The 26,042-nt window shown below is 43.0% G+C and carries 28 protein-coding genes; 18 read left to right on the top strand and 10 right to left on the bottom strand.

Annotated elements, in window-relative coordinates:
- Position 1 precedes the first annotated feature (1 nt).
- Genes NZ583_05265 through NZ583_05235 form a run of 7 tightly spaced genes read left to right on the top strand, consistent with a single transcriptional unit; the run spans position 2 to position 7,196 of the window.
- Positions 2–1,294: a CoB--CoM heterodisulfide reductase iron-sulfur subunit A family protein gene (locus tag NZ583_05265; GenBank protein MCS7281021.1), complete on the top strand. Its 1,293-nt coding sequence runs from the start codon at positions 2–4 to the stop codon at positions 1,292–1,294.
- Positions 1,291–2,982 (top strand): CoB--CoM heterodisulfide reductase iron-sulfur subunit A family protein, encoded by a 1,692-nt coding sequence (locus tag NZ583_05260; protein MCS7281020.1) that lies wholly within the window; start codon positions 1,291–1,293, stop codon positions 2,980–2,982. The genes NZ583_05265 and NZ583_05260 overlap by 4 nt, the downstream gene beginning before the upstream one ends.
- Positions 2,967–3,362, top strand: coding sequence for a hydrogenase iron-sulfur subunit (locus tag NZ583_05255; GenBank protein ID MCS7281019.1), 396 nt, complete (start codon positions 2,967–2,969; stop codon positions 3,360–3,362). The genes NZ583_05260 and NZ583_05255 overlap by 16 nt, the downstream gene beginning before the upstream one ends.
- The gene (locus tag NZ583_05250) at positions 3,352–4,362 is read left to right on the top strand and encodes a 4Fe-4S binding protein (GenBank protein ID MCS7281018.1); all 1,011 of its coding nucleotides are present in this window, start codon (positions 3,352–3,354) and stop codon (positions 4,360–4,362) included. The genes NZ583_05255 and NZ583_05250 overlap by 11 nt, the downstream gene beginning before the upstream one ends.
- Positions 4,349–4,810: a (Fe-S)-binding protein gene (locus NZ583_05245; GenBank protein ID MCS7281017.1), complete on the top strand. Its 462-nt coding sequence runs from the start codon at positions 4,349–4,351 to the stop codon at positions 4,808–4,810. The genes NZ583_05250 and NZ583_05245 overlap by 14 nt, the downstream gene beginning before the upstream one ends.
- Positions 4,807–5,487, top strand: a complete 681-nt coding sequence (locus NZ583_05240; GenBank protein ID MCS7281016.1) for a heterodisulfide reductase-related iron-sulfur binding cluster — start codon at positions 4,807–4,809, stop codon at positions 5,485–5,487. Before NZ583_05245 ends, NZ583_05240 begins: the two co-directional genes overlap by 4 nt.
- The gene (locus NZ583_05235; GenBank protein ID MCS7281015.1) at positions 5,484–7,196 is read left to right on the top strand and encodes an FAD-dependent oxidoreductase; all 1,713 of its coding nucleotides are present in this window, start codon (positions 5,484–5,486) and stop codon (positions 7,194–7,196) included. The genes NZ583_05240 and NZ583_05235 overlap by 4 nt, the downstream gene beginning before the upstream one ends.
- Before the next feature lie 4 nt (positions 7,197–7,200).
- On the opposite strand, the gene NZ583_05230 is transcribed toward NZ583_05235, so the two are convergent.
- The 6 genes from NZ583_05230 to NZ583_05205 form a co-directional block, all read right to left on the bottom strand.
- Positions 7,201–7,827, bottom strand: a complete 627-nt coding sequence (locus NZ583_05230; GenBank protein ID MCS7281014.1) for an ABC transporter permease subunit — start codon at positions 7,825–7,827, stop codon at positions 7,201–7,203.
- A 95-nt stretch (positions 7,828–7,922) separates the two neighbouring features.
- Positions 7,923–8,657, bottom strand: coding sequence for an ABC transporter ATP-binding protein (locus NZ583_05225; GenBank protein MCS7281013.1), 735 nt, complete (start codon positions 8,655–8,657; stop codon positions 7,923–7,925).
- Entirely contained in the window at positions 8,654–9,598 is a 945-nt protein-coding gene (locus tag NZ583_05220) for an ABC transporter substrate-binding protein (protein ID MCS7281012.1), read from the bottom strand. The genes NZ583_05225 and NZ583_05220 overlap by 4 nt, the downstream gene beginning before the upstream one ends.
- Positions 9,599–9,607: 9 nt before the next feature.
- Positions 9,608–10,501: a putative 4-hydroxybenzoate polyprenyltransferase gene (gene ubiA, locus NZ583_05215; protein ID MCS7281011.1), complete on the bottom strand. Its 894-nt coding sequence runs from the start codon at positions 10,499–10,501 to the stop codon at positions 9,608–9,610.
- On the bottom strand, positions 10,477–11,937 hold the full coding sequence (locus NZ583_05210; protein MCS7281010.1) for a menaquinone biosynthesis decarboxylase: 1,461 nt from the start codon (positions 11,935–11,937) through the stop codon (positions 10,477–10,479). Before NZ583_05210 ends, ubiA begins: the two co-directional genes overlap by 25 nt.
- Before the next feature lie 9 nt (positions 11,938–11,946).
- Positions 11,947–12,690 carry an MBL fold metallo-hydrolase gene (locus tag NZ583_05205; GenBank protein MCS7281009.1) on the bottom strand — a complete coding sequence of 248 codons (744 nt, stop codon included), beginning with the start codon at positions 12,688–12,690 and terminating at the stop codon, positions 11,947–11,949.
- Positions 12,691–12,910: 220 nt separating this feature from the next.
- Here NZ583_05205 and ilvB point away from each other — a divergent pair, with 220 nt between their 5' ends.
- From ilvB to pssA, 5 genes are read left to right on the top strand one after another with little or no spacing between them, the layout of a single operon-like run.
- Complete coding sequence (gene ilvB, locus NZ583_05200) at positions 12,911–14,605, top strand: biosynthetic-type acetolactate synthase large subunit (protein MCS7281008.1); 1,695 nt, start codon at positions 12,911–12,913, stop codon at positions 14,603–14,605.
- 9 nt (positions 14,606–14,614) lie between these two features.
- Entirely contained in the window at positions 14,615–15,133 is a 519-nt protein-coding gene (gene ilvN / locus NZ583_05195) for an acetolactate synthase small subunit (GenBank protein MCS7281007.1), read from the top strand.
- Entirely contained in the window at positions 15,126–16,124 is a 999-nt protein-coding gene (gene ilvC, locus NZ583_05190; protein ID MCS7281006.1) for a ketol-acid reductoisomerase, read from the top strand. Before ilvN ends, ilvC begins: the two co-directional genes overlap by 8 nt.
- Positions 16,121–16,798 (top strand): phosphatidylserine decarboxylase family protein, encoded by a 678-nt coding sequence (locus NZ583_05185; GenBank protein MCS7281005.1) that lies wholly within the window; start codon positions 16,121–16,123, stop codon positions 16,796–16,798. Before ilvC ends, NZ583_05185 begins: the two co-directional genes overlap by 4 nt.
- Positions 16,758–17,504: a CDP-diacylglycerol--serine O-phosphatidyltransferase gene (pssA, locus tag NZ583_05180; protein MCS7281004.1), complete on the top strand. Its 747-nt coding sequence runs from the start codon at positions 16,758–16,760 to the stop codon at positions 17,502–17,504. Before NZ583_05185 ends, pssA begins: the two co-directional genes overlap by 41 nt.
- Here pssA and NZ583_05175 read toward each other — a convergent pair.
- Positions 17,467–18,117, bottom strand: coding sequence for an HAD family hydrolase (locus tag NZ583_05175; protein ID MCS7281003.1), 651 nt, complete (start codon positions 18,115–18,117; stop codon positions 17,467–17,469). The two genes, pssA and NZ583_05175, sit on opposite strands and share 38 nt — an antisense overlap.
- A gap of 112 nt (positions 18,118–18,229) precedes the next feature.
- Between NZ583_05175 and NZ583_05170 the strand changes: the two genes are divergently transcribed.
- On the top strand, positions 18,230–19,606 hold the full coding sequence (locus NZ583_05170) for a S1 RNA-binding domain-containing protein (protein MCS7281002.1): 1,377 nt from the start codon (positions 18,230–18,232) through the stop codon (positions 19,604–19,606).
- Here the strand turns inward: NZ583_05170 and ruvB are convergent.
- From ruvB to NZ583_05155, 3 genes are read right to left on the bottom strand one after another with little or no spacing between them, the layout of a single operon-like run.
- Positions 19,598–20,611: a Holliday junction branch migration DNA helicase RuvB gene (ruvB, locus tag NZ583_05165; protein MCS7281001.1), complete on the bottom strand. Its 1,014-nt coding sequence runs from the start codon at positions 20,609–20,611 to the stop codon at positions 19,598–19,600. The two genes, NZ583_05170 and ruvB, sit on opposite strands and share 9 nt — an antisense overlap.
- Positions 20,586–21,221, bottom strand: coding sequence for a helix-hairpin-helix domain-containing protein (locus NZ583_05160; protein MCS7281000.1), 636 nt, complete (start codon positions 21,219–21,221; stop codon positions 20,586–20,588). Before NZ583_05160 ends, ruvB begins: the two co-directional genes overlap by 26 nt.
- Positions 21,190–21,702: a crossover junction endodeoxyribonuclease RuvC gene (locus NZ583_05155; GenBank protein ID MCS7280999.1), complete on the bottom strand. Its 513-nt coding sequence runs from the start codon at positions 21,700–21,702 to the stop codon at positions 21,190–21,192. The genes NZ583_05160 and NZ583_05155 overlap by 32 nt, the downstream gene beginning before the upstream one ends.
- Before the next feature lie 149 nt (positions 21,703–21,851).
- Here NZ583_05155 and NZ583_05150 point away from each other — a divergent pair, with 149 nt between their 5' ends.
- The 5 genes from NZ583_05150 to NZ583_05130 all read left to right on the top strand — a co-directional run bounded on the left by NZ583_05150 (position 21,852) and on the right by NZ583_05130 (position 25,985).
- A complete protein-coding gene (locus tag NZ583_05150) occupies positions 21,852–22,379 on the top strand; it encodes a ferritin family protein (GenBank protein MCS7280998.1) in 528 nt (175 codons plus the stop codon).
- A gap of 108 nt (positions 22,380–22,487) precedes the next feature.
- Positions 22,488–23,021 carry a bifunctional pyr operon transcriptional regulator/uracil phosphoribosyltransferase PyrR gene (pyrR, locus tag NZ583_05145; GenBank protein MCS7280997.1) on the top strand — a complete coding sequence of 178 codons (534 nt, stop codon included), beginning with the start codon at positions 22,488–22,490 and terminating at the stop codon, positions 23,019–23,021.
- Positions 23,022–23,026: 5 nt separating this feature from the next.
- Entirely contained in the window at positions 23,027–23,950 is a 924-nt protein-coding gene (locus tag NZ583_05140) for an aspartate carbamoyltransferase catalytic subunit (protein MCS7280996.1), read from the top strand.
- Positions 23,947–25,248 carry a dihydroorotase gene (locus NZ583_05135; protein ID MCS7280995.1) on the top strand — a complete coding sequence of 434 codons (1,302 nt, stop codon included), beginning with the start codon at positions 23,947–23,949 and terminating at the stop codon, positions 25,246–25,248. Before NZ583_05140 ends, NZ583_05135 begins: the two co-directional genes overlap by 4 nt.
- Positions 25,248–25,985, top strand: coding sequence for an amidohydrolase family protein (locus tag NZ583_05130; GenBank protein MCS7280994.1), 738 nt, complete (start codon positions 25,248–25,250; stop codon positions 25,983–25,985). The genes NZ583_05135 and NZ583_05130 overlap by 1 nt, the downstream gene beginning before the upstream one ends.
- Positions 25,986–26,042 lie beyond the last annotated feature (57 nt).

Raw genomic sequence — 26,042 nt, 5'->3', positions numbered from 1 at the left:
CTTGGACAGTGATGTCGTCATAGTCGGTGGAGGAATAGCCGGAATCAGTTGCGCACTCGAGATAGCATCTCTGGGAATTACCGTGACTATCGTCGAAGAGGGTCCTTCCATAGGCGGCAAGATGATTATGCTCGATAAAACATTTCCAACTCTTGACTGTTCCTCGTGCATACTAACGCCAAAGATGGCAGAGGTATCTTCTAATTCAAGGATCTCTCTTCTTACCCTATCGAAACTTGTCGAAGTACAAAGGGACAGAGATTCTGACTTTCTAGTAAAGGTTCTCTCTTTACCTCGGTATGTCGATGAAAGAAAATGTACAGCCTGTGGAGCCTGTGCTGATGTCTGTGCGATGAAAGGAAGGGTTCCTGACGAATTCAACCTTTTCATGAGTAAGAGAGGAGCGATATACTTACCTTTTCCGCAGGCTGTTCCCCAGAAATACCTAATTGATAGTAGTTCTTGTCTTTACCTCACCAAAGGTAAGTGCAAAAGAAGATGCGAAGAAGTATGTCAAAGGAAGGCTATAGATTTCACAGAATTGAAAAGAATAACTGAAATTCGATGCCGGGCAATCGTTATAGCTACTGGTTTTGACCTCATAGACGCTTCACAGATAAAAGAGTTTGGCTACGGAAGAATACCTTCCGTTTTGACATCCCTCGAATTCGAAAGGATACTTTCCGCAACGGGTCCAACGAATGGAGAGATTGTAATTGGCGGTAAAGTGCCAAAAAGATTCTACTTTGTACAATGTGTGGGCTCGAGAGATTCTCAAAGGGGTGTAAGATACTGTTCGCGCGTCTGTTGCATGTACACGGCAAAACATGCCTTCATTGTTAAAGAGAGGATAAAGGATGCCAAAATATGGATCTCTTACATCGATGTGAGAGCGTACGGCAAAGGTTACGAGGAGTTTTTCAAAACTGTTCAGGAAGCAGGGGTCTTGTACATAAAGGGTATTCCTGGGGAGATTGTGAATAAGGGAGAGACCCTTTTAGTGAAGGTTGAGGATATGTTAAGCGGACAAGTAAGCGAGATAGAAGTGGATGTCGCTGTGCTTGCTTTAGGAGTTAAGCCAAAGGAGGGTATTTTTGACCTGAAAAGGATGATCGGCGTCCAGCTCGATGAGTATGGGTTCGTAAAAGTCGATCCTCAAAGATCGAGTAAGACGAATATTAGCGGTGTATTTGTGTGTGGATTTGCGAGTGGGCCAAAAGACATACCAGATGTGGTTGCCCACGCAACGGAAGCATCGGCATCGGTCATAGAGTATATAAAGGGGAAAAGGTGAAAGTAGGTATCTTCATCTGTCACTGCGGTCACAACATAAAAGGAAGTGTGGATGTGGAAAAGCTAAGGGATTACTTTAAAAGTTTGCCACACGTAGGAGTCTCCATCGATTACACCTTCCTCTGCTCGGAAGTGGGTCAAGATTTGATGAAAGAGGCCATTCTGAAAAATGGTATCGACCGCGTAATTGTTGCAGCATGTGCACCCTCTTTCCACTCGGAACTATTTAAGGATGTGCTTAGAAGCTCTGGACTTAACCCATATATGTTAAAAAGGATAAGTATCAGAGAACACTGCTCTTGGGTTGGCGAAGACATAAAAGGCAACACAGATAAAGCAAAGAGATTGATTATTGCCGGTCTTTACTCGGTCTGGCACAGCGTTCCTAGGGAGGAGATGAGATCGGAGACGCTAAAATCGTGCCTTATCATAGGAGGTGGAGTTTCCGGTCTAAGTGCCGCCTCTTTTCTCACAAAGATGGGAATCAAGGTCTACCTTGTGGAAAAGGAAAAGGAACTCGGCGGAAACTTAAAAATCATAAGGCAGGTTTGGCCAACGAAAAAAAGCGGAAAAGAAATAATCGGAGAGATTTTGCTTGAGATTGAGAAGGATAACTTTGAGATTTTCACTGAAACAGAGATTGAAGGAATCGAAGGATATCTTGGGAATTATACGGTGACTCTCATAAAGCACGGTCAAAAAAGGAGCGTAAGCGTAGGTGGAATTATAGTCGCATGCGGTTTCGTTCCATTCGATCCCAAAGATAAGCTCGGAATTCCCTACGGGCATGATGAAAGGATTCTTACAACAGTAGATCTTGAAAAGGAGGAAGGAAAAATCGAGGCAGATGGCAGTCTAAAAATTGCGATTCTACACTGTGTCGGTTCAAGGGATGAGAGAGTTGGAAGGGTTTACTGTTCTAGGATATGCTGTATGAACGCATTGAAGGCGGCTTATGAACTCAAAGAGAAATACCCAGATGCTAGAATAGAATGCTTCTATATGGACGTAAGAGCTCATCCAAAAGGTGGAGAGGAATTTTACGAAGAGGTACAAAGAAAGGGTGTTATTTTTACGCGCTCAAACGTGTCAGAGATAATCTCCACGAAAAGTGGGGTTCTTATAAGGGGTGAGGATACCCTTTCTGGAGAAATTTTCGAAAGGCTATTCGATTTAGTCATCCTTTCAGTTGGAATTGGGCCCCGAGAAGATGCAAAAAGGATCTCACAGCTTTTGAAGATCCCCCTAGATAAGGACGGTTTTTTCTTAGAAGCCCATGCAAAGCTTAGACCGTTTGAGACGCCGCTTAAGGGAATATATATTTCCGGATGTTCTTCCGGACCAAAAGACGTAGAAGAGTCAATAAACCACGGAAGGGCAGCGGCACTTAAAGTTTTTTCTCTTATAAATCAAGGTTTTGTATCTATTGAGCCTTACATCGCGAAAGTAAACGAAAAAAGGTGCAGCGGCTGCCGCATGTGCGAAGAGGTATGTGTTGCAAAAGCCATAGTCTATGAAAGTACTAAGCGAGTTAGAGTGGAAGAAGCCCAGTGCATGGGATGCGGACTTTGCGCTTCTCAGTGCCCCTCATCCGCAATCACCCTTGAAGGTTATAGCGACCGTGAGTTAGCTGACGAGATAAGTGGATTAGTCGAAAAGGGATGGGAGGAATTATGGAAAGTGGCATAAATATAGTAGGATTTGCCTGTTCTTACTGCGCATATAAGGCATCAGAGATGGCCGGTAGTCTTAGGCTTAAATATCCTGAAGGAGTGGTGATCGTACAGGTTCCGTGTTCGAGCAGGGTGGATCCCGCCCTAATAATAAAAACCCTCTTTGAAGGAGCTGATGCTGTTTTTGTTGCGGGATGCCATCCCGGTGACTGCCATTTCATAAAAGGTAACTATTACACGAGAAGAAGAATCTATGCTTTAAAGGAGATGTTGGATGCGTTTTCGATGAAAGGTAGGTTAAAACTTTTCTGGATAAGTGCATCCGAGGCTAGGAGGTTCGTGGAAAAAGTCCAGGAAATGTATAGCCAAATCAAAAAGGAAAAAGATGAAGGGTAAAAGAATAGAAAACGGTGACCTCATAAAGACACTGGATGTATACCTAAAAGAGACAAGGGGCATCCTCTTTGCCTTTGACGTGGAGAATAAGAATTATAAAACGAAGATGTTTAAAGAGCTGCCCAAAGATATACGCTTTTTGAATCCTATCTTTTATGTCAACTCCTCCATATACCTTAGGCGCGTCTTCTCTGAAAGTATTAAGATAGTTGCGATTCTCAGACCCTGTGAGACGAGAGCTTACGTGGAACTGACGAAACTTTCGCAAATTGAAAGTAGATCGGTGATTTGTGGCTCTTTTGACTGTTTCGGAACTGTCTCCTCGAAAAAAGAGGATTTTTCATTTCCTTACGACCCCAGGGAATTAAAAGTCTTTTTAGAAAGCTCTGGTCTTGTAAGATACGCATGCCAAGTGTGCGGCCATAAAGAAGGTATCTTCGGTGACTTTGGATTAAGGTACGACAAAGAATGGAATCTGTGGTTCATCCCATACACTGAGAGGGGAAGGGTCCTATTCGATCTTATCCCCTCAGAAGAAACGGAGATACCGTTTGAGTTGGAGGTGAAGGAAAAAAAAGATGAGACAACATTTAAAACGAGCCTTTCCGAATTTAGAAAAGATTTTGAAAGATGCATCATGTGCTTGAATTGCAAAAATATGTGCCCTGTGTGCTTCTGTGTTGATTGTCTCTTCAATACTTTAGAATACCTCCCAAAAGGCGATGAACTCATAAATACGATTTTAAGATGTGGGAATACGGAGCTACCAAAAAATGTGGAGATCTACCACTTCATAAGGATGTACCACGTCTCCCAAACATGTGTCGGATGCGGAAGTTGCGAAGAGGCCTGTCCTCAGAGCATACCCTTAACTAAGTATTTCAAAGGAATCTCCGGGCGCCTACAAGGTATATTCGACTACTTGCCGGGCAAGAACTTTGACGAAAAGATCCCTTACACAACTTTCAAAGAAGATGAACTTCCCTATGCAGAAGATTGAGGAAAGAATATTCGAATACACAGGATACAAACAGGAAGACTTTTCCGTCTGCTTGGGATGTAAGATCTGTGCTTCCGTTTGCACCTTAAATGACGTTGGTTTTAAAGTAAACCCTCAAGAATTACTCCTTTCCCTTTTTATGGGATTAAAGATCAAAAACCACGTGCTTATAAATTTGTGCACGAGTTGCTATAGATGCACGGAGTCGTGTCCGTGGGAGATAAGGATTCCCGAGCTTGTCCGGGCAATAAAGGAGATTACAGATAAAGAAGAAAGCTTCACCAAAGCCATGAAGGAATCTATAAGAATCTTCGGAAGGGTTTATGAACCCTACGTCATATTGAGGGTCCTTCCGACTATCATCCTCAAGGGATATGTAAAGTACCTCAAGAGGTGGAAAGATTACATAAACTTTCACCTACCAACTTTTGCGGGAAAAAAAGGATGACATACGCTTACTATCCTGGCTGTGCCCTTAAAGGTTCGGCAAAAAGGCTCGATCTCACATTAAGGAAGCTTTTTAGTAGGCTCGGCTTGACGATGAAAGAAATACCGGATTGGACTTGTTGTGGGGCACTGGAGTACGGGGATAGAAAGCAAATAATACTTAACTCTAAAAAAAACTTAAATAAAGCGTCTTTTATATCCCGAATGGTTATTGCGGCATGTCCTTTGTGTGTGAAAAACTTGAAAGAGAGTGAAAAAGACGGAGAGTTCTCGATTTTCCACCCACTGGACCTACTCAACGTAAAACTTATCCTATCGGCGGAAATAAAAAACGACTTAACGAATCACATATTTACACCCTATTATGGGTGCCTCCTTATGAGACCGAAAGAGACGGCGCTAAAGGACAAGGAGGTGATGGAAAAGATAATAAAAGCCCTCGGAGGAGAAGTGTGTGGAACGGAAATAAAGGATAAGTGCTGCGGCGGAAACAGATTCTTCATAGACAAAGATCTGGCCTTCAATCTTTCGAAAATAATCCTTGAAAGATCGAAAGGAACTTTTGTTGTCTTCTGTCCTTTTTGTCACTTAATACTCAAAACGTTTTCGGGTGATAGAAAAGTAATCTATTTTACGGAGCTTTTACTCTACGTATTGGGGGATATAAAAAAGCTATGAAGATAGCGGTGATAGGTGGGGGGATAAGCGGGATCTCTGCGGCAAAAGTAGCTTTAAGATTCGGCCACGAGGTCGTGATCATAGAGAAAGAAGAATCTCTTGGCGGCCTTATGGCAAAAATAGCCAACTGTCGGGTTGGGTTTAAGACTTTCTTTGACGAAATAAAAGATGAGCCAAACCTTAAAGTCATGACAAAAAAGGTCGTTTCGGGACTGGAGAAGAAAAACGGACGATTTTTTCTTACCCTAAACGGTTACGAGACAATAGAGGCAGATAGGATCATAATCGCCGTAGGACTTTCTGTCTACGAACCGGAATTCAGAAAAAAAAGGGTTCTTTCTAGCTTCGATTTCGATTCCATAATCGATCAAAGAAATGAAACCCTTCCTGAAGATTTTAGAAGGATCGCATTTGTCCTTTGTGCGGGCTCAAGAAGGAAGGAATATCCTTTGTGCTCCGCGGTCTGCTGTTCCTATACCCTTAGGCAAATAAAATGGACATTTATGAGATCGATGCCAGAAATTACCGTTTTTTACAATGATCTCAGATTCTTCGGACAGGAGTACTTTTTAGAAAGGTTGTTCAGAGAGGCCAATGTTAGGTTTCTGAGGACAAATACTCAGAACATAGAAGAGACTGAAGATTTTGTAAGGTTAAGGTACTATCTTAACGGGAAAGTCGTAAACGAAGATTTCAACTACGTTGTTCTTACGAGTTCGTTGAGGCCTAACTCAGAACTCATCCGGCTTGCGGAGATTTTCGGCTTTTCTCTCAATCAGTACGGATTCGTTTCAGAGCCCTCACCTTTGAGAACTGACGCAGAAAATATTTTTGCCTGTGGCGGTTGTCTAGAACCTATGAATATAAAGGACTCAATCATAACAGGATACGCGGCGGGATATCTCGCATCCGGTGGTAAGGAACGGGAGAGAGAAAGGAAAAAGATTTTTCGGCTCGATGATCCTAGACCGGATCATTTTTCGGATGGCGGGAGTAGATTTGTACTCTATCTGGGGGCCAGTGATCCTTATACAGCAATGTTTTATGAGTTCTTTTCCCACAGATTTTTGGAGCTGGCATATAGACTCAAAGAAGAGGGCAAAGAAATTTACGTGCTCACAAGGAACGTCGTAGCTCCCTCCTACGGAGAGCTCCTCTACCAAGAGACAAGAAAAAAAGGGGTAATCTTCATACACCTTGAAGAATCTGATGAAGTGGTCTTCGAAGGAAATACTGTCCATATAAAAGGGCAAAGATCCATAAAAATAGAGGCTGATAGACTCATTCTTATGGAGGACCTTGTAAAGGACCTGAAAGATTGCGAGATACTTGGATTTACAAGATCAGAACCTCAGCTTAGATGGTCACCGACGAAGTGGGCAAATGATAGATACCATGTGGGTTTAGCGAGATACCCACGCGAAAAAAGATGGGAGATGAGGGAGTACTATGCGGCTTTGGCGGAGATGTTTTTGGAACCGGAAAAAAAACAGGTGGCCAAAGTTCAAGAAGAGAGATGTAGTGGATGTGCCTCTTGTGAGAAGTCGTGCCTATCGGGGGCGATAGAGATTCTAAGAAGGGAGACAAAAGTTACGCTTTTCGGTCCCTACCTTAAATTCTCTAAACCCGTGGCCCATGTGAGCGAAGATCTCTGTGTAGGATGTGGCTCCTGTGTCGCAACCTGTCCTTCCCACGCAATAGAACTTTAAACCGTTAAAATTTCCAGGGACAGAAAATACGCTCTAAAAGATCAGTTACAAAATATAAACCGAATCCCAAAATCCCCATCGCAAAAATACCGGCATACATGGAAGGGTAATCAAAGAGAGTGCTTCCTGTAAGGTAAATGTAGTATCCGAGACCGTATTTCGTCGCGAAAAGCTCAGCCACGTAGAGTACGGCAATAGCCGTTCCGATAGATTGCCTAATACCGGTAAAGACTGCGGGAAGGCAAAAAGGAAGATAGACGTGCAAAAATAGATGCCTTCTTTTGGCACCAAGACTTTTTATAGAGATGATGATCTCGGGTCTTAAATTCGTGGCACTGTCCCTTGTGAGAACCAAAATCTGAAAGAAGAGAATGATAAATATCATGAGTATCTTTGCGAAATCTCCCATTCCGAAAAAGAGAATGATGACTGGCACAAAAACAACCTTTGGGACGGGGTACATAAGATAAATGAAAGGGGAAAAGAGCCTGTTTAACGAATCCAGCTGTCCTATGATAAGCCCAAGAGGAGAGGCAATGGCTATGGCAAAAAAGATGCTTATGACGACCCGTTTTAGGCTTGCTAGAAAGTGTTTGCCTAAATCCTTTGAGAGATTTTCAAAAAATGCCATGAAAACTTTATAAGGAGTGGGAAAGATATCCATTTGGAGAATAGTAGCCCCGATCTGCCAAACACCCAAGATTATGCAAAAAGCCAAAAGAAGGCTCAATCCCTTCGATTCCATAGTTTTCCAATATGGTCACGGAGTTTAAGACAAAGGGACGTGAAAGTTTCGTCATTTCTTCGGATCGTTTTTTCCTCGTTTACTATTATCGGAGGATTCGTGTGGGGTGGGTCTAAAAGGATGAGAATCTTTCTTCCAACGTAGACTGCCTCCTCGATGGTGTGGGTCACAAGGATAATAGTCAAGTTCTCATCACGCTTAAGGTCGAGGATGAGATCCTGAAGGCTTTCCCTAGTTGGTGCGTCAAGGGAGGAGAAGGGTTCGTCCATAAGAATCAGATCGGGCTTTAGGACCAAAGACCTTGCAATTGCTGCCCTCTGTTTTTGGCCTCCTGAAACTTGGTGCGGGTACTTATCTTTTACATCCGAAAGGTTCAGTCTTCGGATCCAGTAATCGGATAGATTGTCAGATGAGGGTTTTCTAAATTTGAGACCGAGCTCTACGTTCTCTTTGATCGTCTTCCAGGGAAGTAGTCCGTAGTCCTGAAGAATAAGAGCCGTCTTTTCTCTTGGACCTTTTAGTCTTTGGTTTCCGATTATTATTTCACCCTCTTTGGGTTCAAGGAGCCCCGCAACCAAATACAAGAAAGTAGTCTTTCCACATCCAGAAGGACCAAGAACAGCAAGGGACTCACCCCTTTCAACAAAAAGTGAGAAATTTTTAAAAAGAATCTTTTGACGCTCATAGTAAAAGGTCACGTTCCTAAACTCTATCATCTTTTCAAAAACTGAGTGCTTATCGATTCAGAATAAGGAATGAATCTTCCGATTAAGTTTTTTTCACTAAGCCACTGGATAACGTCATTCCAAGCCGATTCTTCAGGAACTTTTGGTTTTGGAAATTCAGGAACTGGGTAAGATCCAAAAAGCGGCGAAGGAATAAGTTTTTTTTCGATAAGAAGTTTTGCGGATCTCTCTTTATCGGCGTTTATGTCGGTTATGGCTCTGTCGATGCAGGACAAAAATACTTTCACGGATTTTGGGTTTTTTTCTAGAAGCCTCTTACTTACGGAATATAAACTACCGCTTAATGTCGGGATTCTTCTATCGTCCAGGATTAAACGGGCACCCATAGACATTGCAAGGGTAGCAAATGGTTCTGGTAGACAGGCCGCTTTTAATTCTCCACGTGTTAAGGCAGCAAGCCTGTCAGGGATTCTAGGAATTGGGACCGTTTTTATCTCTTCGTATTTGAAACCTTCTTTTAAAAGCAACCTTTCTGTCAAATAATGGACGATCGTTGCCTGAGAAATCCCAATAGGAACACCTTTAAGATCGCTCGCAGAAGTGATATTGGAAGACTTGGATGAGACAATAGCGAACTGGAAGAACTTTTCTTTAGGGACCATGGCGTACCTTACCCCAATGACGCTAACCCTTTCTTTATTGAAAAGGGCAAGGGAGACAAGGTCATTTATGATTACATCCAAGCTTCCTGCAGCGACCAACTGGTCCCTCTCTGCTGCAGATGCGCAGGGAATGATTTCGACGTCGAGATTTGAAGCGTTAAAGTATCCCTTTTCTTCTGCCACGTAGATTGGAAGAACATCGAGAATCGGAAGAACACCAACTGTTAACTTAAACTGGGCCTCTTTTGTGTGGCCTAAAACTAAAGGCAAAAGAATGAAAATCATCGCGCACAGAAGTTTTTTTCCCATTTTTGCCTCCTACAATAGGATGGAAATCGTAAGCCCACTAAAGATAATGATGCTTATGTAGCCATTAATATTGAAAAAGGCCTCGTTTAAGCGTGTAAGATTATAAGGGGAGATTATCATATGCTCCTTAATCAAAAGAAAAAGAGTTATTGCCAGGGAGATGACGTAGGGTAGCCAGAAATCTAAAAATTTCAAAAGAACTAAAAGCCCCAAAAACATTGTGGCATGACAGATTCTTGCCAGAGACAGCGCAGTCTTTAGGCCGAATCTTGCGGGAATAGAATGAAGATTCGCTTTCCTGTCATACTCTACATCCTGACACTGGTATATTATATCGAACCCGGCGATCCAGAATGTGACGATAAATAGAAGTAACCAGCCGGGAAGATCCGAACTTGAAAAAGCTGAATTACGGATTGCTATCCACGCACCCAGCGGAGCAAGACCATCTGTGAATCCCAAAATGAAGTGGGAAAGGTAGGTAAATCTCTTTGTGAAATGGTAAAAAGTTAGAAAAAAAAGAGCGAAGGGTAAAAGTTTAAGGACGAAAGTACCGAGCCCGTAAGCCGCACCAAAAAGAAGAGCAAGCGAAAAAAAGAGGGCAAAATAGGCGGTCTTCTTTGTTACCTTACCTGTAACGAGTGGTCTTTTTCTTGTTCTCGGATTTTCTGTATCATAGGGGAGATCAACTATCCTGTTTAGGGTCATGGCATAGGTTCTTGCGGCCAAAAAGGCAAGGGTAATTAGCAAGAATTTCTTTATCTCCGGAAAGCCGCCCTCTGCCATAACCATGCCGATGTAGGCAAAAGGAAGGGCAAAGATCGTATGTTCAAACTTTATCATCTCCAAAAAATTAAGAAGAGACGAAAACGTCTTTCTTAAAGCGAGGTTATGGCCTTCCATTTCTCATCCACCCTTTTTACGATTTCAGGATCCATCCGCACAATCTCTGGCCAAGTCCTGGTGTATCCTTCTTCTTTAAACTTTCTTGTTGCATCAATGCCTATTTTACCACCGTATAAGGCTTTCGATGATGCGTGATCCAGCTCGTCGATAGGTCCCTCCATTAAGATTACGTCCCTTATCCAGTCAACGGATCCGAAGATGTGCCAAAAAACCTCATCCATATTTTTTAGGTCCACATCCTCGTCCAAGACTACAATGGCTTTTGTAAGGGCAAGCATGCCCAAACCCCAAAGAGCAGAAATGACCTTTTTTGCCTGCCCCGGATACCTCTTTTTTATTGAGACAAGAAGAAGGTTGTGAAAAACGCCAAAAGATGGCATGTTTATATCGTTTATTTCTGGGATGAGGAGCTTAAGGAAGGGTAAGAAGAACCTCTCTACGGCTTTCCCCATCCAGTAGTCCTCCATCGGGGGGATCCCTGTAACTGTAGCAGGTAATATTGGGTTTTTCCTCATAGTAATGGCGGTCACATTCAAAACAGGATACGGCGCCTGAGGCGTATAATAACCAGTGTGATCGCCGAAGGGCCCTTCCATCCTTCTATCCTCTATATCCACATAACCTTCAATTACGATCTCAGAGAAGGCCGGAACGTAAATTGGCTGAGTTTTACACTTTACTAATCTTACAGCTTCTCTCCTCCAGAATGAAACGAGCATGTACTCATCTAAATCTATGGGAAGGGGAAGCACTGCCACCCAAATACACAGGGGATCGCCACCTAAAGCGACAGCACACGGGATCTTACGAATGCCGAGACTACGTGCTATATCTTCGTGTTCTCTGCCATTTTTGTGAGTTTGCCAGTGGACAAGGAGCCTTTTTTCATCAATCAGCTGGAGACGGTACATCCCCACGTTCCTTTTTTTTGTCAAAGGGTTATGGGTTATAAGTTGTGGAAGAGTAAGATACGGACCGCCATCTTGGGGCCAAAACTTAGGAATGGGAAGAATCCTAAGATCGACTTCATCTTCGACAAATAGGACCTCCTGGCAAGGTGCATTATTAACGGTCTTCAAAGATGTGGCTTCCTTTATTCTTTTGAAAAACTCATACCCAGTATTGAGTAGGTCAAAGACAGATCCTTTGAGATCGAAATTGAGAAGATCTTTCACCTTCTCTGAAAGCTCTGAAAGACTATTAAGGCCAAAGCATAAGGCCATTCTTCTTTCCGAACCGAAAAGATTCGTCAAAATGGGAATTTTATAGCCTTCGACGTTTTCAAAAAGAAGTGCTTTGTTAAACTGTGGATCGGATTTGCAAGCCCTGTTTGTGATTTCGGTTATCTCCAGATCTTTTGAGACAGAAACCCGTACTCTTTTCAGCTCACCCTTGCTCTCTAAAAGATCCAAAAATTCTCGAAGGTCCTTCATGGGAGCTCTTTACCTCATATCCCTTATCCGCACTTCGATCTCAGGATGATCCTTTAAAAGCTCAACTATTCGAGTAGGGTCCGTCTCGCCAAAGTGGTAAGGATATAAGACCTTCGGTCTTATCATTAAGGCTGCGTCTTTTACCATCTCTGGGGTCATAGTGTATGGCAGGTTCATGGGCAAAAAAGCTATGTCTATTCCCTTCAAATCCTTCATTTCAGGGATATTCTCAGTATCACCAGCAACGTAGATCCGTACATCTTCGAAAGTCAAGACATAGCCATTCCCTTCGCCTTTTGGATGAAAAGGTACACCTGTTTCCCTTTTGTGCACTAAGTTGTAAGCCGGAACCGCCTGGATAGGGATTCCGAGGACAGTCTTTCTTTCGCCATTTGCGATCACGATTCCGCCTTTTAGCCTCTCTTCACATTTTTTTGTGTAGACTATAACTGTGTCATTTTTCTTTATTTTTGCAATTGCGTCTGGGTCAAAGTGGTCGGGGTGATGATGGGTGATGAGTATTAGGTCAGCCTTTGGAAGCTTTGAATAATCTGCCATTTTTCCGTAAGGATCGATGTGGATCACTTTGTTTTGCCACTCCATCATGAGGCTTCCGTGACCTATAAAGTGTATCGTTAGGTCACCCCTAGCAGTTCTAATGACATCTTTTTCCTTTTTTGTTTGAGCAAATGAGGAAATAAAGAAGGAAAACAAAAGTAAGGTAGTGAGAAAAATCAAATTCTTTTTCGCCATTTTCGCCCCCGTAGTTAACAAAATTTCAAAGCGAAGAAGAAGCAAAGTTCGGCCGAATATTATCATATAAGGGTTAAAAACTCAACGAAGCCAGTTTTTACAAAATATGGTCGATCTTTGGCAATAAGGAAGTGATTTGACATTTGTCGATATATCTAATAGGATAATGTTTTTAGCATGTTCCATCCAAACGACATACTGGGAGGACACCAAAAAGCGTATGCTTAAAAGAACTGGAGCACAGATCTTTGTTGATGTCTTAAAATCCGAAGGGGTCGACACGATCTTCTGCTATCCAGGTGGAGCAACCCTTAACATTACCGATCGCTTGGCGGACTGTCCAGAAATAAAACAGATAGTTGTAAGACACGAACAGGGTGCTGTTCATGCGGCGGACGGTTACGCAAGGGCAACTGGAAAGGTGGGGGTCTGTCTCGTAACCTCGGGTCCCGGTGCAACAAACACGGTGACCGGTTTGGCGACGGCTTATATGGATTCGATCCCCGTTATCGTATTTTCCTGTCAGGTGAATACGAGCCTTATTGGGAACGACGCTTTCCAAGAAGCAGATATAGTTGGAATAACGAGACCCTGCACCAAGCACAACTACCTGGTAAAGGATGTAAAGGATCTTCCTAGAATAATGAAGGAGGCATTCCACATCGCAAGGACTGGAAGACCAGGCCCCGTCTTGGTTGATATACCAAAAGATGTAACGAGCGCGCTCACAGATGCAAAAATACCTGAAAAGGTCTTCATAAGAGGCTACCAGCCCAACTATAATCCCCACTTGGGACAGCTAAAACGGGCCCTGAGACTAATTGCCCAGTCGAAAAGGCCGATCCTTTACACTGGCGGCGGTATCATCTCATCGAGTGCCTCGGCTGAACTTGTAAAATTTGCTGAGATGCTTTCGATTCCTGTAACGAGTACGCTTATGGGGCTTGGCGGATTTCCCGGTACCCATCCCCTATTTCTAGGAATGCTCGGTATGCACGGAACGTATGCCGCAAACATGGCAATAACGGAATCCGACGTCATAATAGCGATCGGTGCTAGATTCGACGATAGGGCAACTGGAAAGATAGATGAATTCGCGCCAAAGGCCAAAATTATCCACATCGATATAGACCCAACATCTATAAGCAAAAACATAAAAGTGGATATCCCAATCGTCGGAGACTCAAAGATAGCTCTAAGGAAAATGATAGAAATATACGAGGAGGAAAAAGGCGAATTTGCTGAGTTCCACAAAAGCATAGGTGCCTGGCATGAACAGATAGAGAACTGGAAGAAGGAGTATCCCTTAACCTACGTGAGGGATGGCACACTTAAACCGCAGTTTGTGATAGAGAAGGTATACGAGATCACAAAAGGCGATGCAATAGTGGCAACAGAGGTTGGACAGAACCAGATGTGGACTGCCCAGTTTTACAAGTTCATAAAACCGAGAACCATACTCACATCCGGTGGTCTTGGGACCATGGGATATGGGTTTCCTGCAAGTATTGGGGCTCAGGTGGCTTTTCCGGACAAACTTGTGATAGACATCGCTGGGGATGGGAGCATTCAGATGAATATCCAAGAACTTGCCACTGCAATCCAGTATAATTTGCCCGTCAAAGTCATAATTCTCAACAACGGATACCTAGGAATGGTTAGACAGTGGCAGCAGCTCTTTTACCAGAAAAGATACACTTGGTCGAAGATTTACTCGCCAGATTTTGTAAAACTCGCACAAGCCTACGGCGCCGAGGGTATGAGAATCACAAAAGAGGAAGAGGTTGAAGAATGTCTCAGGGAGGCTTTCTCGAATGGCAAAACTACGTTTGTGGATGTCCACATAAATCCAGAAGAATGCGTCTACCCTATGGTACCGGCAGGTGCTGCGTTAAAGGATATGTTACTGGTTTAGGAGGTTAAATTGAGACACATAATCTCGGTCCTTGTGGAAAACGAATTTGGAGTGCTTGCAAGGGTTGCCGGCCTTTTCAGTGCAAGGGGTTTTAACATAGAGAGCCTCTGTGTGGCCGAAACTTTAGATCCCACTCTTTCCATAATGACTATCGTCACAACGGGAAACGAGTTCATTCTGGAACAGATCCTAAAGCAGCTTAACAAACTCATAAATGTCATAAAGGTTGTCGATTTTAAGGATATCGACTATGTTTCAAGAGAGATGATACTTGTGAAAGTCGCAGCGGAGAACGAAAAGAGGGAAGAGATACTTAGACTTACGGAGATATTTAGAGGAAGTATAGTTGATGTTTCTCCGAAAACTTACACAGTAATGATCACAGGAGACGAGGAAAAGATAAAAGCTTTTTTGAACCTCATTAAGCCCTTCGGGATAAAGGAACTTGTAAGAACGGGTCCCATAGCCATCCCAAGGGGTGACAAGGCGATGAAGATAAAAGAAAAGAAAGGAGAGGATCATGGCTAGAATCTATTACGATGGTGATGCCGATCTTTCAGTTATTAAAGATTCTGTCATAGCCATAATAGGTTATGGGAGCCAGGGCCATGCACAGGCTCAGAACCTAAGAGACAGCGGACTCAATGTTATTGTGGCCGAGCTTAAAGGGACAAAGAATTACGATCTTGCCATCGAACATGGCTTCAAACCGCTAAGTGCAAAAGAGGCCTCCGCCATGGCCGACATAATCCAAATCCTCGCACAGGACAATGTTCAGGCCAAACTTTACAAGGAGGAGATTGAAGAGAGCTTAAAGGAAGGAAAAACTTTGGTCTTTTCCCACGGTTTTAACATCCATTACGGTCAAATAACCCCTCCACCTTATGTGGACGTGATAATGGTGGCTCCGAAAGGACCCGGACACCTAGTCCGCAGGGAGTACCTGCGGGGTGCTGGGGTTCCTTCCCTCGTTGCTGTTTATCAGGATTACTCGAAAAAGGCATTGGCTAAGGCTTTGGCATACGCAAAAGGGATAGGAGCCACAAGAGCAGGGGTCATCGAGACGACCTTTGCCGAGGAGACCGAAACTGACCTTTTTGGGGAACAGGCAGTTCTTTGCGGGGGCGTAAGTGAACTTATAAAGGCTGGATTCGAGACACTTGTGGAAGCTGGATACCAGCCAGAGATAGCCTATTTCGAATGCTTACATGAATTGAAGTTAATAGTCGACCTGATATACGAGGGTGGCATATCGTTCATGAGGTACTCCATAAGCGACACAGCCGAATATGGAGACATGACGAGGGGTAAAAGGATAATAAATGAGAAAAGTAGGGAAGAGATGAAAAAGATACTCAAAGAGATCCAAACTGGGGAGTTTGCCAGGGAGTGGATCCTTGAAAACATGTGCGGAAGACCGGTCTATAACGCTTTGAAAAAGAAAGAGAGCGAGCACCCTCTAGAAGAGGTGGGAAAAAGGCTAAGATCGATGATGAGCTGGATAGGGAGAAAAGATTGAAAAAGATCCCTGTGGCAAGCGAAGCAAAAAGGGTCCTTTTTATCTCGCTTGCCATTTTTTTTCTCTCTTTCGTTTTAAACTTAAAATCTCTCTCGATTATCTCGGTTGCCTTCGCCATCTTCATCCTCTATTTCTTCAGAGATCCTGAGAGAGTTGCCAATGTCGATAGTTCTTACATCCTTTCTCCAGCAGATGGCAAAGTTATGTGGATCAGACATATCGATTACGAAGAATTTGGAATAAAAAGGCACAATTGTATTTCAATCTTTATGTCGCCCTTTGATGTGCATGTAAACAGGTCACCCTGCGATGGATTAGTAAAAAGCGTAAGATATGAGCCTGGCAAGCACTTTTGCGCTTTCAAAAAGGATATCGAAACTAAAAATGAGAGAAATTACATCGTGTTGGAAACTCACGGGGAAGTAGTTCTTTTGATTCAGATTGCAGGATTTTTGGCTAGAAGGATCTTCTCGTACGTCAAAGAAGGGGAAAAGGTCAAAAGGGGAGATAGAATAGGTATGATTGCTTTCGGGTCAAGGGTTGACGTTTGTCTTCCGGCAAAATATGAGATAACTGTTTTAGAAGGCCAGAAAGTCAAAGCAGGCATTACCGTTATTGCGAAAAGGAGGGGTTATGGGGAAGAAAAAAGTAAGGAGGATCTACCTGCTTCCTAATATATTTACCTCGCTTAGTCTTTTTTCTGGATTCTGGGCTATCGCTGAAGCTTTGGAAAGAAACTTTGTGCACTCAAGCTCTGCCATTTTCATTGCATGCGTTTTCGACATTCTTGATGGTCGGGTGGCCAGAATAACAAACACGACGACCAGGTTTGGAGTCGAATACGATTCGCTTGCGGATCTCGTCTCATTTGGGGTGGCTCCGGCGATACTGGCTTATCTTTGGGCACTTTCTGCCTATGGGAGATTTGGATGGCTCGCTGGCTTTCTTTATGTGGCCTGTGGCGCTCTAAGGCTTGCAAGGTTCAATATCCAGGTGGAAACTGTACAAAAGAAGCATTTTCTTGGTCTTCCAATTCCTGCCTCCGCATCTATGATTGCGTCTACTGTGCTTTTCTGCAGTTATTTAGGGTATGGAAGAGAGTGCGATTCGGTCTTCATCCCTTTACTTTTGTATCTGCTCGCTTTTCTCATGGTCAGCAACATTAGATATTACGGATTCAAGGATTTTGATTTTGTGAGGGCAAAACCTTTCAGGACCGGAATAGGAGCGATCCTCGCACTGGTTGTCATCTTCATGGAGCCGAAAGTGACAATTTTTCTCATCTCTTCTGCCTATGTGATCTCGGGTCCATTAAGTGCGATCCTTCAGTCGAAGAGAAAGACTATCGAAGACTTTCATTTGGAAAGAAGAGAAGTATGAGATCGAGATGGTCCTCTATTACGGCATCCGCAGCCAGATTTGGGTTTTTGTAGGAGATGAATCGCACACCGGACTCATAAGCCGTCATCCTGTCTATTTCGGAGTCGCCTACAAACACGGTCTTTTCTTTTTCGACTTTTAGTTCGGCGAGTATTTTCATTACAGATTCCGGATTAGGTTTCGGATTTTTCACATCGAGTGCTGTCACTACAATATCGAAATAGGGCCAAAGGTCGTACCTGTCCATTATATGCTTCATCGTTGTTGTTCTATTCGTGCATACGGCTGTCTTTACGCACTTCCTCTTTAAGATCGAAAGGGTCTCCAATAAATTAGGTTCCATCCTGAGGTAGGTAACGAAATCGCTAAGGTTTACGTTGTTTTTCAAAAAATGATAAGCCTTTTCATACTCCTGTGGCTGGTCTCTAAATAAAAATTTTAAAGACTCCTGAACAGTGTGAGTATGGCAGTACTGAAGCTCGTAATCGGAGAGTTCTTCCCTTCCTAAAGATTTTGCAATGTGGTTGTAGAGCCTTCTATTCGCCTCCAGTGAATCGAACATGACCCCATCACAGTCATAGATGACACATTGAAGAGAGATTTCTGCGACCATTTGGGTCCCTTTCGTTTAACATAAGATTAGGCCAGATTCAACACCGTTGACCGAAAAACCGGATCTGATGGATAATTATGCGCGATTTAAAAGTCCGTACGAGGGGTTGGAAATGGATGAAATAAGACAGATGGTGGAAAGTGTCTCAAAGGTTCGACTGGAAATTGGAGAAAAGTACACTGTAAGGGTTACAGGTAGGACGAAGGAATTCGTTTACGTTGATTACGGTGATAAAAAGGAGGGTCTCATAAAAATAGAGGAATTTTTGAACGAAAATGGAGAAGTCTCTGTAAGGGAAGATGAGACACTAGAAGCATACTACGCTGGTCAGGTTTCAGGTTTTAAGCTCTTTACGATCCTACGGGAGGGTGTTTCAACCATAGACTTGCAGAGGATTAAAAAAGCTTACGAAACAAATACCAAGGTGGAGGGTAAAGTATTTGGGAAGATGAAAGGTGGATTCGAGGTACACGTGGGAACTGTGAAGTGTTTCTGTCCTCACTCTCAGATGGGAGAAAAGGATGAAAATTTCGAGGATTTTATAGGGAGAGTCCTTGAATTTAAAGTCCTCTCCTTAGAAGAGGACGGGATAAACGTTGTCCTTTCGAGAAAAGAGCTTCTAAGAGAAAAGAGGGAGAAATTAAAGGAAGAGCTCAAAGATGTGTTAAAAGAGAATTCACGTGTGAAAGGAAAAGTTAAGAGTATAAAAGAAAACGGTTTGGTTGTGGATATTGGGGGGTTAGATGGATTCATCCCGAAAAGCGAGATAAGCTGGAGCAACGTAAAAAACTTGCATGAGTTGTTCTCAAATGGCGAAGTGCTAGAGGTCGCCGTAAAAGAAGTCGACTGGGAAAGTGAAAAGATAATTTTGAGCATAAAGGAACTCATTCCTGATCCATTCGTAGAATTTCAGGAAAAATACGGAATCGGAGATCTAGTTTCTGGAACTGTGGCAAAGGTAGAGGAGAATGGAATACTAGTTAGGCTCGATCGAGAAATTTTTGGTTTTGCACCTCTTTCGAAGCTGAGCAAAAAAAGAAGGATAAAGGATCCGAAGGAGTTTTTCAAAGAAGGCCAGATACTTAAGGTGCGAATACTCGATGTGGATCGGGCTAAGAGGAGAATATTCCTTGCAGTGGAAGAGGAAGAAGAGATAGCCTATCCTCATGTCGGTCGGATTATAGAGTGTCAGGTAGTTAAAGCCCTGCAAAGAGGGCTTCTTGTGGAGACGGAAGAAGGGATACTCGGATACGTTCCGGAAGGTGAATTGAGTTTAAAGGGAGAAAAAGCTAAATCAAAACATTATCTTCCAGGGACGAAAATGAGAGCTGCCGTTATAAATGTGGAGAAAGAAAGGCTTGTCCTTAGCGAAAAGAAAGTTAAGGACTTCGAAGAAAAGGAGGCTTACTTGGAGTACAAAGAGAGAATGGAGAAAATGAATCAGGGTTTCTTAAGACTTGGGGATCTCATAAGGGATAAACTAGAGTAAAGGACCGGTTTTCGGAATCCCAAGATGATTGTATGCTTTTTCAGTTGCCTTTCTTCCCTGGGGGGTCCGGATAATGAAACCCGACTTGAGTAAGTACGGTTCTACAACTTCCACAAGAACGTCCGGTTCGATAAGAAGGGTCGAAGAAAGGGCTTCTATTCCACAAGGACCACCTTTGTAATTTACGATGAGAGTGGTTAAGAGTTTTCTGTCCAAATCACTTAATCCTTCCGAGTCTATACCTTCGAGCTCTAATGCGTCTACCACAACAGACCTTGTTATTCTACCTTTTGCCCTTACCTGAGCGTAATCCCTGATCCTTCTTAGAAGTCTATTCGCTACTCTCGGAGTACCTCTCGCCCTTTTTGCAGTCTCATAAGCTGCATCTTCATCTATAGGAATGTTCAGTATCGATGCGGATCTCCTGATTATTTTTACAAGATCCTCCTCTCTATAGAAATCGAGATCTCTTATGATTCCAAATCTTTCCCTTAAAGGTGCGGAAAGTAGACCAGCTCTTGTTGTTGCTCCGATCAAGGTGAACCGTTCAAGCCTGAATCTATGAGTTCTAGCGTGTATACCTCTGTCAAATACGAAATCCACAGCAAAATCTTCCATGGCGGGATACAGAAATTCTTCTACGCTTTTTGGTATCCTGTGTATCTCGTCTATAAAAAGTATGTCCCCTCTTTCTAGGTTCGTAAGGATACCCATCAAGTCTCCACCCTTTTCCAAGGCTGGTCCAGAAGATGTGACAAGCCGTGCACCCATCTCGTTCGAGATAATATGGGCAAGTGTTGTCTTTCCAAGACCTGGTGGCCCATTGAGGAGAATATGTTCCAAAGGTTCATTTCTTAAGAGGGCTGCTTCAATTGCTATCTTTAGTGTTTCAACGATCTTCTCCTGGCCTACGTACTCTCTGAGAAATCGGGGTCTTAAGGAAAGGGACTGTTCGTCGTCTTTTTGACGCGTTAAAAGCTCAAGAGTTCTGTTTCCGTCGCCCATTCTTTTTTACCCTGTATATTTCCTCGAAGAGTTCCTCCGAACTGGAAACGGAAGGATTCCTTTTCAAAGCCTCTTCAATCATTCTTCTGGCTTCCTTCACTGTGTAGCCAAGCTGGTTTGTAAGGACGTTTTCAACCGGTTTTTTGAAATCTTCGGGAAAGTAGTGAGGAAGCTTTACATCAGAACTCAAAGCGTACTTTGCCACTTTTCCCTTAAGTGTAGCGACTATCTTTTCTGCCCTTCTTTCGCCTACACCTCTAAGGGAAGTAAGGGCTTTTACGTTCCTGTCTTCTATATATTTCGCTATCTGGCCTATAGGTAAAACGAGGGCTTTCACAGCTGCAAGGGGACCCATATCTTCCACGGAAATGAACAGTTCGAAAAACTCTCTATCCAACTCTCTTGTAAACCCGACAAGAACCGGTTTTGGATTCCTTTGGCTCTGGTTGTAAGAGATGAATAAGGATATGTTCTCTCCTATTCTTACAGATCCCTTAATCTCCTGCATTACGTAAAAAGGCAAAAGGATCTCGTACCCAATACCTCCAACAAGGACCGTTGCCCGATCGTCATCTAAACTAATAAGCTGACCGGAGAGATACCTTATCACCTTTCAATCCTCTGGTGATCCTAAAAAACCCGGCCACAGCCGCAGCCAGAGCATCAGAGGCATGAAAGGAATTGAGCTGGTCCAAGCCAAGGATAGCCAAAACTGCCCTCTTTATCTGGTCCTTTTTCGCATCGCCGTATCCAGTTATAGCGTTCTTTATCTCCTTCGGGGTTAGGTCAAGATACCGGATCCTTCTTTCACATATAGTAAGGTAGAGAATTCCCAAGACCTGGCCTAGTGTTATGCCCGCCTTCGGATATCGCACAAGGGAAAACACATGCTCTATGATTACGAAATCTGGAAGGGTTCTGTTTAAAACATTACTGAACTCTGAGTAAAGTTTAAAGAGTCTTTCCGGTCTTTTTAAGTTTGGTGTGGTTTTTATGTATCCACTCTCCATTAAGCGAATGATTCCATTTTCAACTTTTATTGCACCGTACCCGGTAGCTCTTAACCCAGGATCGACACCGAGTATTTTCATTTCAAAAAATCATAGCAATTATACGTGCTCCGTGTAAATAGTTCCATGGGCAATAAATGTGTCTTCGGATTTTAAAAAGATTTAAGCTTGAGTTTGCTAATCTGGCCTTCTATAATTAGAGCTAGTAGTTATGAACAAGGGGGCGCAACATGGAAACAAAGGACTATTCTTTAGAAGAAGCCTTAGGAGAGGCGATAAGAATGGAGGAGGAAGGGAAAGAGTTTTATTTGGAGTTTTCTAAGAACGTCCGTGGTAATTGGTTAAAAGAAATGTTCAAAGAGTTGGCATTGGAGGAGGAAAATCACATAAAAACTGTAAAAAAGGTTTACGAAAAGATAAAAAACGAAGGAAAACTCGAAGATTGGATAGTTAACACCCAAAACAGGCCTCCAGTTTTTGGAAGTATCTTTGATGAGGCAGTAATAAAAGATGTAAAAGTCTTGGAAGACGAAATAAGTGCCACTTCCATGGCCATGGGCATTGAGGAGAAATCGATAGAGCATTATGAGAAACTAGCAAAGGCTTTCGAAACCGACCCAAAGCTAAAAAGGTTCTTTTTGACGCTCTCCTACGAAGAAAGGGGTCACTATTTGAGGATATTTGACGCTTTGGAGTATCTAAAGGATCCGGGATCATTCCTTCTTTTGAAAGAAAGATCCATGAGGAACGGAGGATAATCTGGAGTTTTGATTTAATGGCGTTAAAAGCTCAAGAATTGTAAATTTTACCCAAAAGAAATATCGATTGATTTTTTTCATTCAAACCCTATATACTTAGCAGGTTCTATGGAGAAAGTCCTCATACTTGGAAAAAAGGCTTTAGAAAGGGTTATAAACAGGATCTGCTACGAAATTGTCGAAAAAAATCACGGATGTCAGAATCTGAGCCTCATAGGTATAAGGACAAGAGGGGTCTATCTGGCATCTAGAATAAGGGAAGGGATAAAGTCAATTGAGAGTGTTGAAGTTCCAATGGGGATACTCGATATAACTATGTACAGGGACGATATATTTAAGCTTAAGTCTCCGAGGGTGAGAAAAACGGAGATATCATTTGATGTTAATAACATGGTCGTTGTACTAGTTGACGATGTGATCCACACAGGAAGGACGATTAGAGCCGCAATAGATGCGATAATGGATATCGGGAGACCAAAAAAGATCCAGCTTGCGGTAATCGTCGATAGAAATGAACGGGAACTTCCCATTCATCCTGACTATACTGGGATCCACTACAGAGTGTCCCCAGGTGAAGAGGTGTTGGTGAGGTTAAAAGAAGTGGACGGCGCTGATGAGGTAATTGTGACAAAGACCGAGTAAACGATATGGAATGGAAAAGGAAAGATCTACTGGGTATTAGGGATCTTTCAAAGGAGGAGATTCTTTTCATACTCGATACCGCTGAATCCTTCAAAGAGGTCTCAAAGAGGGACATAAAGAAGGTTCCTACTTTGAGGGGTAAGACCGTTATTACGCTTTTTTTTGAACCGAGCACCCGCACGAGAACATCCTTTGAAATAGCAGCCAAAAGACTGAGCGCCGACACTATAAACATCTCTTCAACGACAAGCAGTGTGGTAAAAGGTGAAACACTAAAAGATACCGTTTTAAACCTTCAGTCTATGCAACCCGATGTGATCATCATAAGACATAGCATGGCAGGGGCTCCTCATATCCTTTCTAGAATTCTAAAGTCCTCCGTTGTCAATGCAGGAGACGGTGCTCATGAGCACCCAACACAGGCCCTCCTCGATCTTTATACCATAAGGGAGAAAAAAGGGAGGGTAGAAAATCTTAAAGTAGCAATAATCGGAGATATAGCTCACAGTAGAGTTGCTAGATCGAACATCTATTGTCTTAAGAAATTTGGCAACGAAGTTGTATGCTGCGGACCACCGAGTCTTATCCCTCCATGCCTTGACCAACTTGGGGTGAAAGTAGAATTTAGGATCGAAGAAGCGATAAAAGATACAGACGTAATTATGATGCTGAGAATCCAAAAGGAAAGGGGAGGTATATCCTTTATACCTTCTGTGAGAGAGTATTCTTCCCTTTATGGCCTCCGATCTGAACACTTGCATCTCGCCAAAAAAGACGTGATTATAATGCATCCCGGGCCGATGAATAGGGGAGTTGAGATTATGGATGATGTGGCGGACGGTCCTTACTCTGTAATTCTAGATCAGGTGGAAAATGGAGTAGCTGTAAGAATGGCAATCCTTTATTTGCTTTTAGGAAGGGAACAGTGAGGATTTTGATAAAAGGCGGAAGGGTAATAGATCCTGAAACAGATTTCGACGCCGAAAGGGATGTCCTGATAGAAGAAGGAAAGATATCGAAGATTGGAAAAAAGATAGATGTAAAGCCAGAGGATAAGACCGTAATTGTAAACGCCAAAGGGCTGGTTGTCTGTCCGGGCCTAATAGACATTCACTGCCATTTGAGGGAGCCTGGATACGAGTACAAGGAGACGATAAAAACTGGTACTTTAGCCGCGGTAAAAGGTGGTTTCACATCCTTAGTCTCGATGGCCAACACTGATCCAGTAAACGACAATAAAAGTGTCACAGAGTACATAATAAGAAAAGCGAAGGAGGAAGGGTACGCGAGGGTATTTCCATGCGGGGCGGTAACGAAGGGGCTAAAAGGTGAGGAATTGTCGGAAATAGGAGAGATGGTCAAAGCAGGAATAGTAGCCGTCTCCGATGATGGATATCCCATTAGGAATTCAGCTGTCCTACGAAGGGCACTCGAGTACATAAAAATATTTTCAATTCCCCTTCTTTCCCATTGTGAAGATCCTGACCTTTCCACTGGATGCGTGAACGAAGGTTATTTTTCCCTTCTTACTGGACTTGAAGCTTCCCCACCTATAGCAGAAGAGTTGATGGTCATAAGGGACATAAAAATAGCGGGGTATGTGAACTCCCGTATTCATATAACCCACGTCTCTACTGAAGGAAGCATAAACGTAATAAGGGAGGAGAAAAAAAAGTTTGACAAACTAACATGCGATACGTGTCCACATTACTTCACCCTAACGGACGAATCGATCTTGACATTTGACGCGAATTACAAGGTTAACCCACCGCTTAGGTCTAAAAAAGATGTGGAATCCATAAAAGAGGCTCTTAAAGAGGGCGTGATAGATATTATATCCACTGACCATGCACCCCACGAAACTGGATCAAAGGAGGTCGAATTTGCTCTTGCTTCTTCGGGGATCTCTGGTCTGGAGACCGCCTTTGCCGTTTCCCTTTCACTTTTTCACGAAGGTGTGTTGGACCTTAAAGAAATAATAAAAAAGATGACGGTAAATCCAGCAAGGCTCATAAATGTTCCCTACGGAACTCTTGGGGAAGGAAAGATTGCTGACGTCATCGTTTTTGACCCATATCTGGAGTGGATCGTCAATAAAGAAGAGTTTGCATCCAAAGGGAAAAACACGCCTTTCCACGGAATGAGGCTTAAGGGGAAGAATCTTCTAACGATGGTTGGAGGAAGAATAGTCTATAAAGATCCAGATTTTGAAGTAGAAGAGGATTGATGGAAGAAGGCCTAATAATCGACAGCCATTCTCATTTCGGACCCTCACTCACCTTAGGAATAGAGGTGAGCGAGTCCGATCTCTTATCCCAGATGGCAAAATGTGGGATAGATTACGTAGTGATAATCCCATTCCCATCAACTGCCATTGCCTCAGACGAGATCAATCGCCAGATCCTCATTGAGGCAGAGAAGATAAAATCCTTCATTCCGTATCACTATATAAGGGAAGACTTCGACAGGGAGGATTTTGATCCAATCCCCTCGGGTTATTACGGTGGAAAATGGCACTGGATGCGGGGTAAACAAGACATGGCATCTAACTACTCGGTACTAAAAGAGAAAAGTCTCCCAAAACTCATAAAAAAATTGGAGGAGAAAGGTAAACCTATCCTTTTCGAGGAAGAGTTAAAATTCACTGAGATCTTCGTTGAGATGGCAGAGAATCTCAAAATAATAATACCCCATCTTGGCATGCTCGGTGGAAATCCAATAGATTTTTTACGTGCTTTTAAAGACAAGGAGAACGTCTACTTTGATACCTCGCTTGCACCAAGGGAAACCATTCTTAAATTCTGTGATACAGTTGGGCCGGAAAGGATACTCTTTGCCTCCGACGTCCCCTTTGGACGGATGGAGACAGAGCTTGATAAAGTGCTGAGTCTTCCTTTGTCCCACAGAGAAAAGTCACTTATCCTTTCCGGAAACTTCATAAGACTTACAGGATTTAACATCTAGCTGAAAAACTTGTAGATTGTTCAATTTTTCTAAGGGTTGGAGATGTTTGAGGTGTCA

Source organism: Thermodesulfobacteriota bacterium (assembly GCA_025062045.1).
Classification (GTDB): Bacteria; Desulfobacterota; Syntrophorhabdia; order Syntrophorhabdales; family JANXAF01; genus JANXAF01.
Note: the sequence above shows the minus strand (reverse complement) of the source record. Positions and strands in the feature narration are given on the sequence as shown.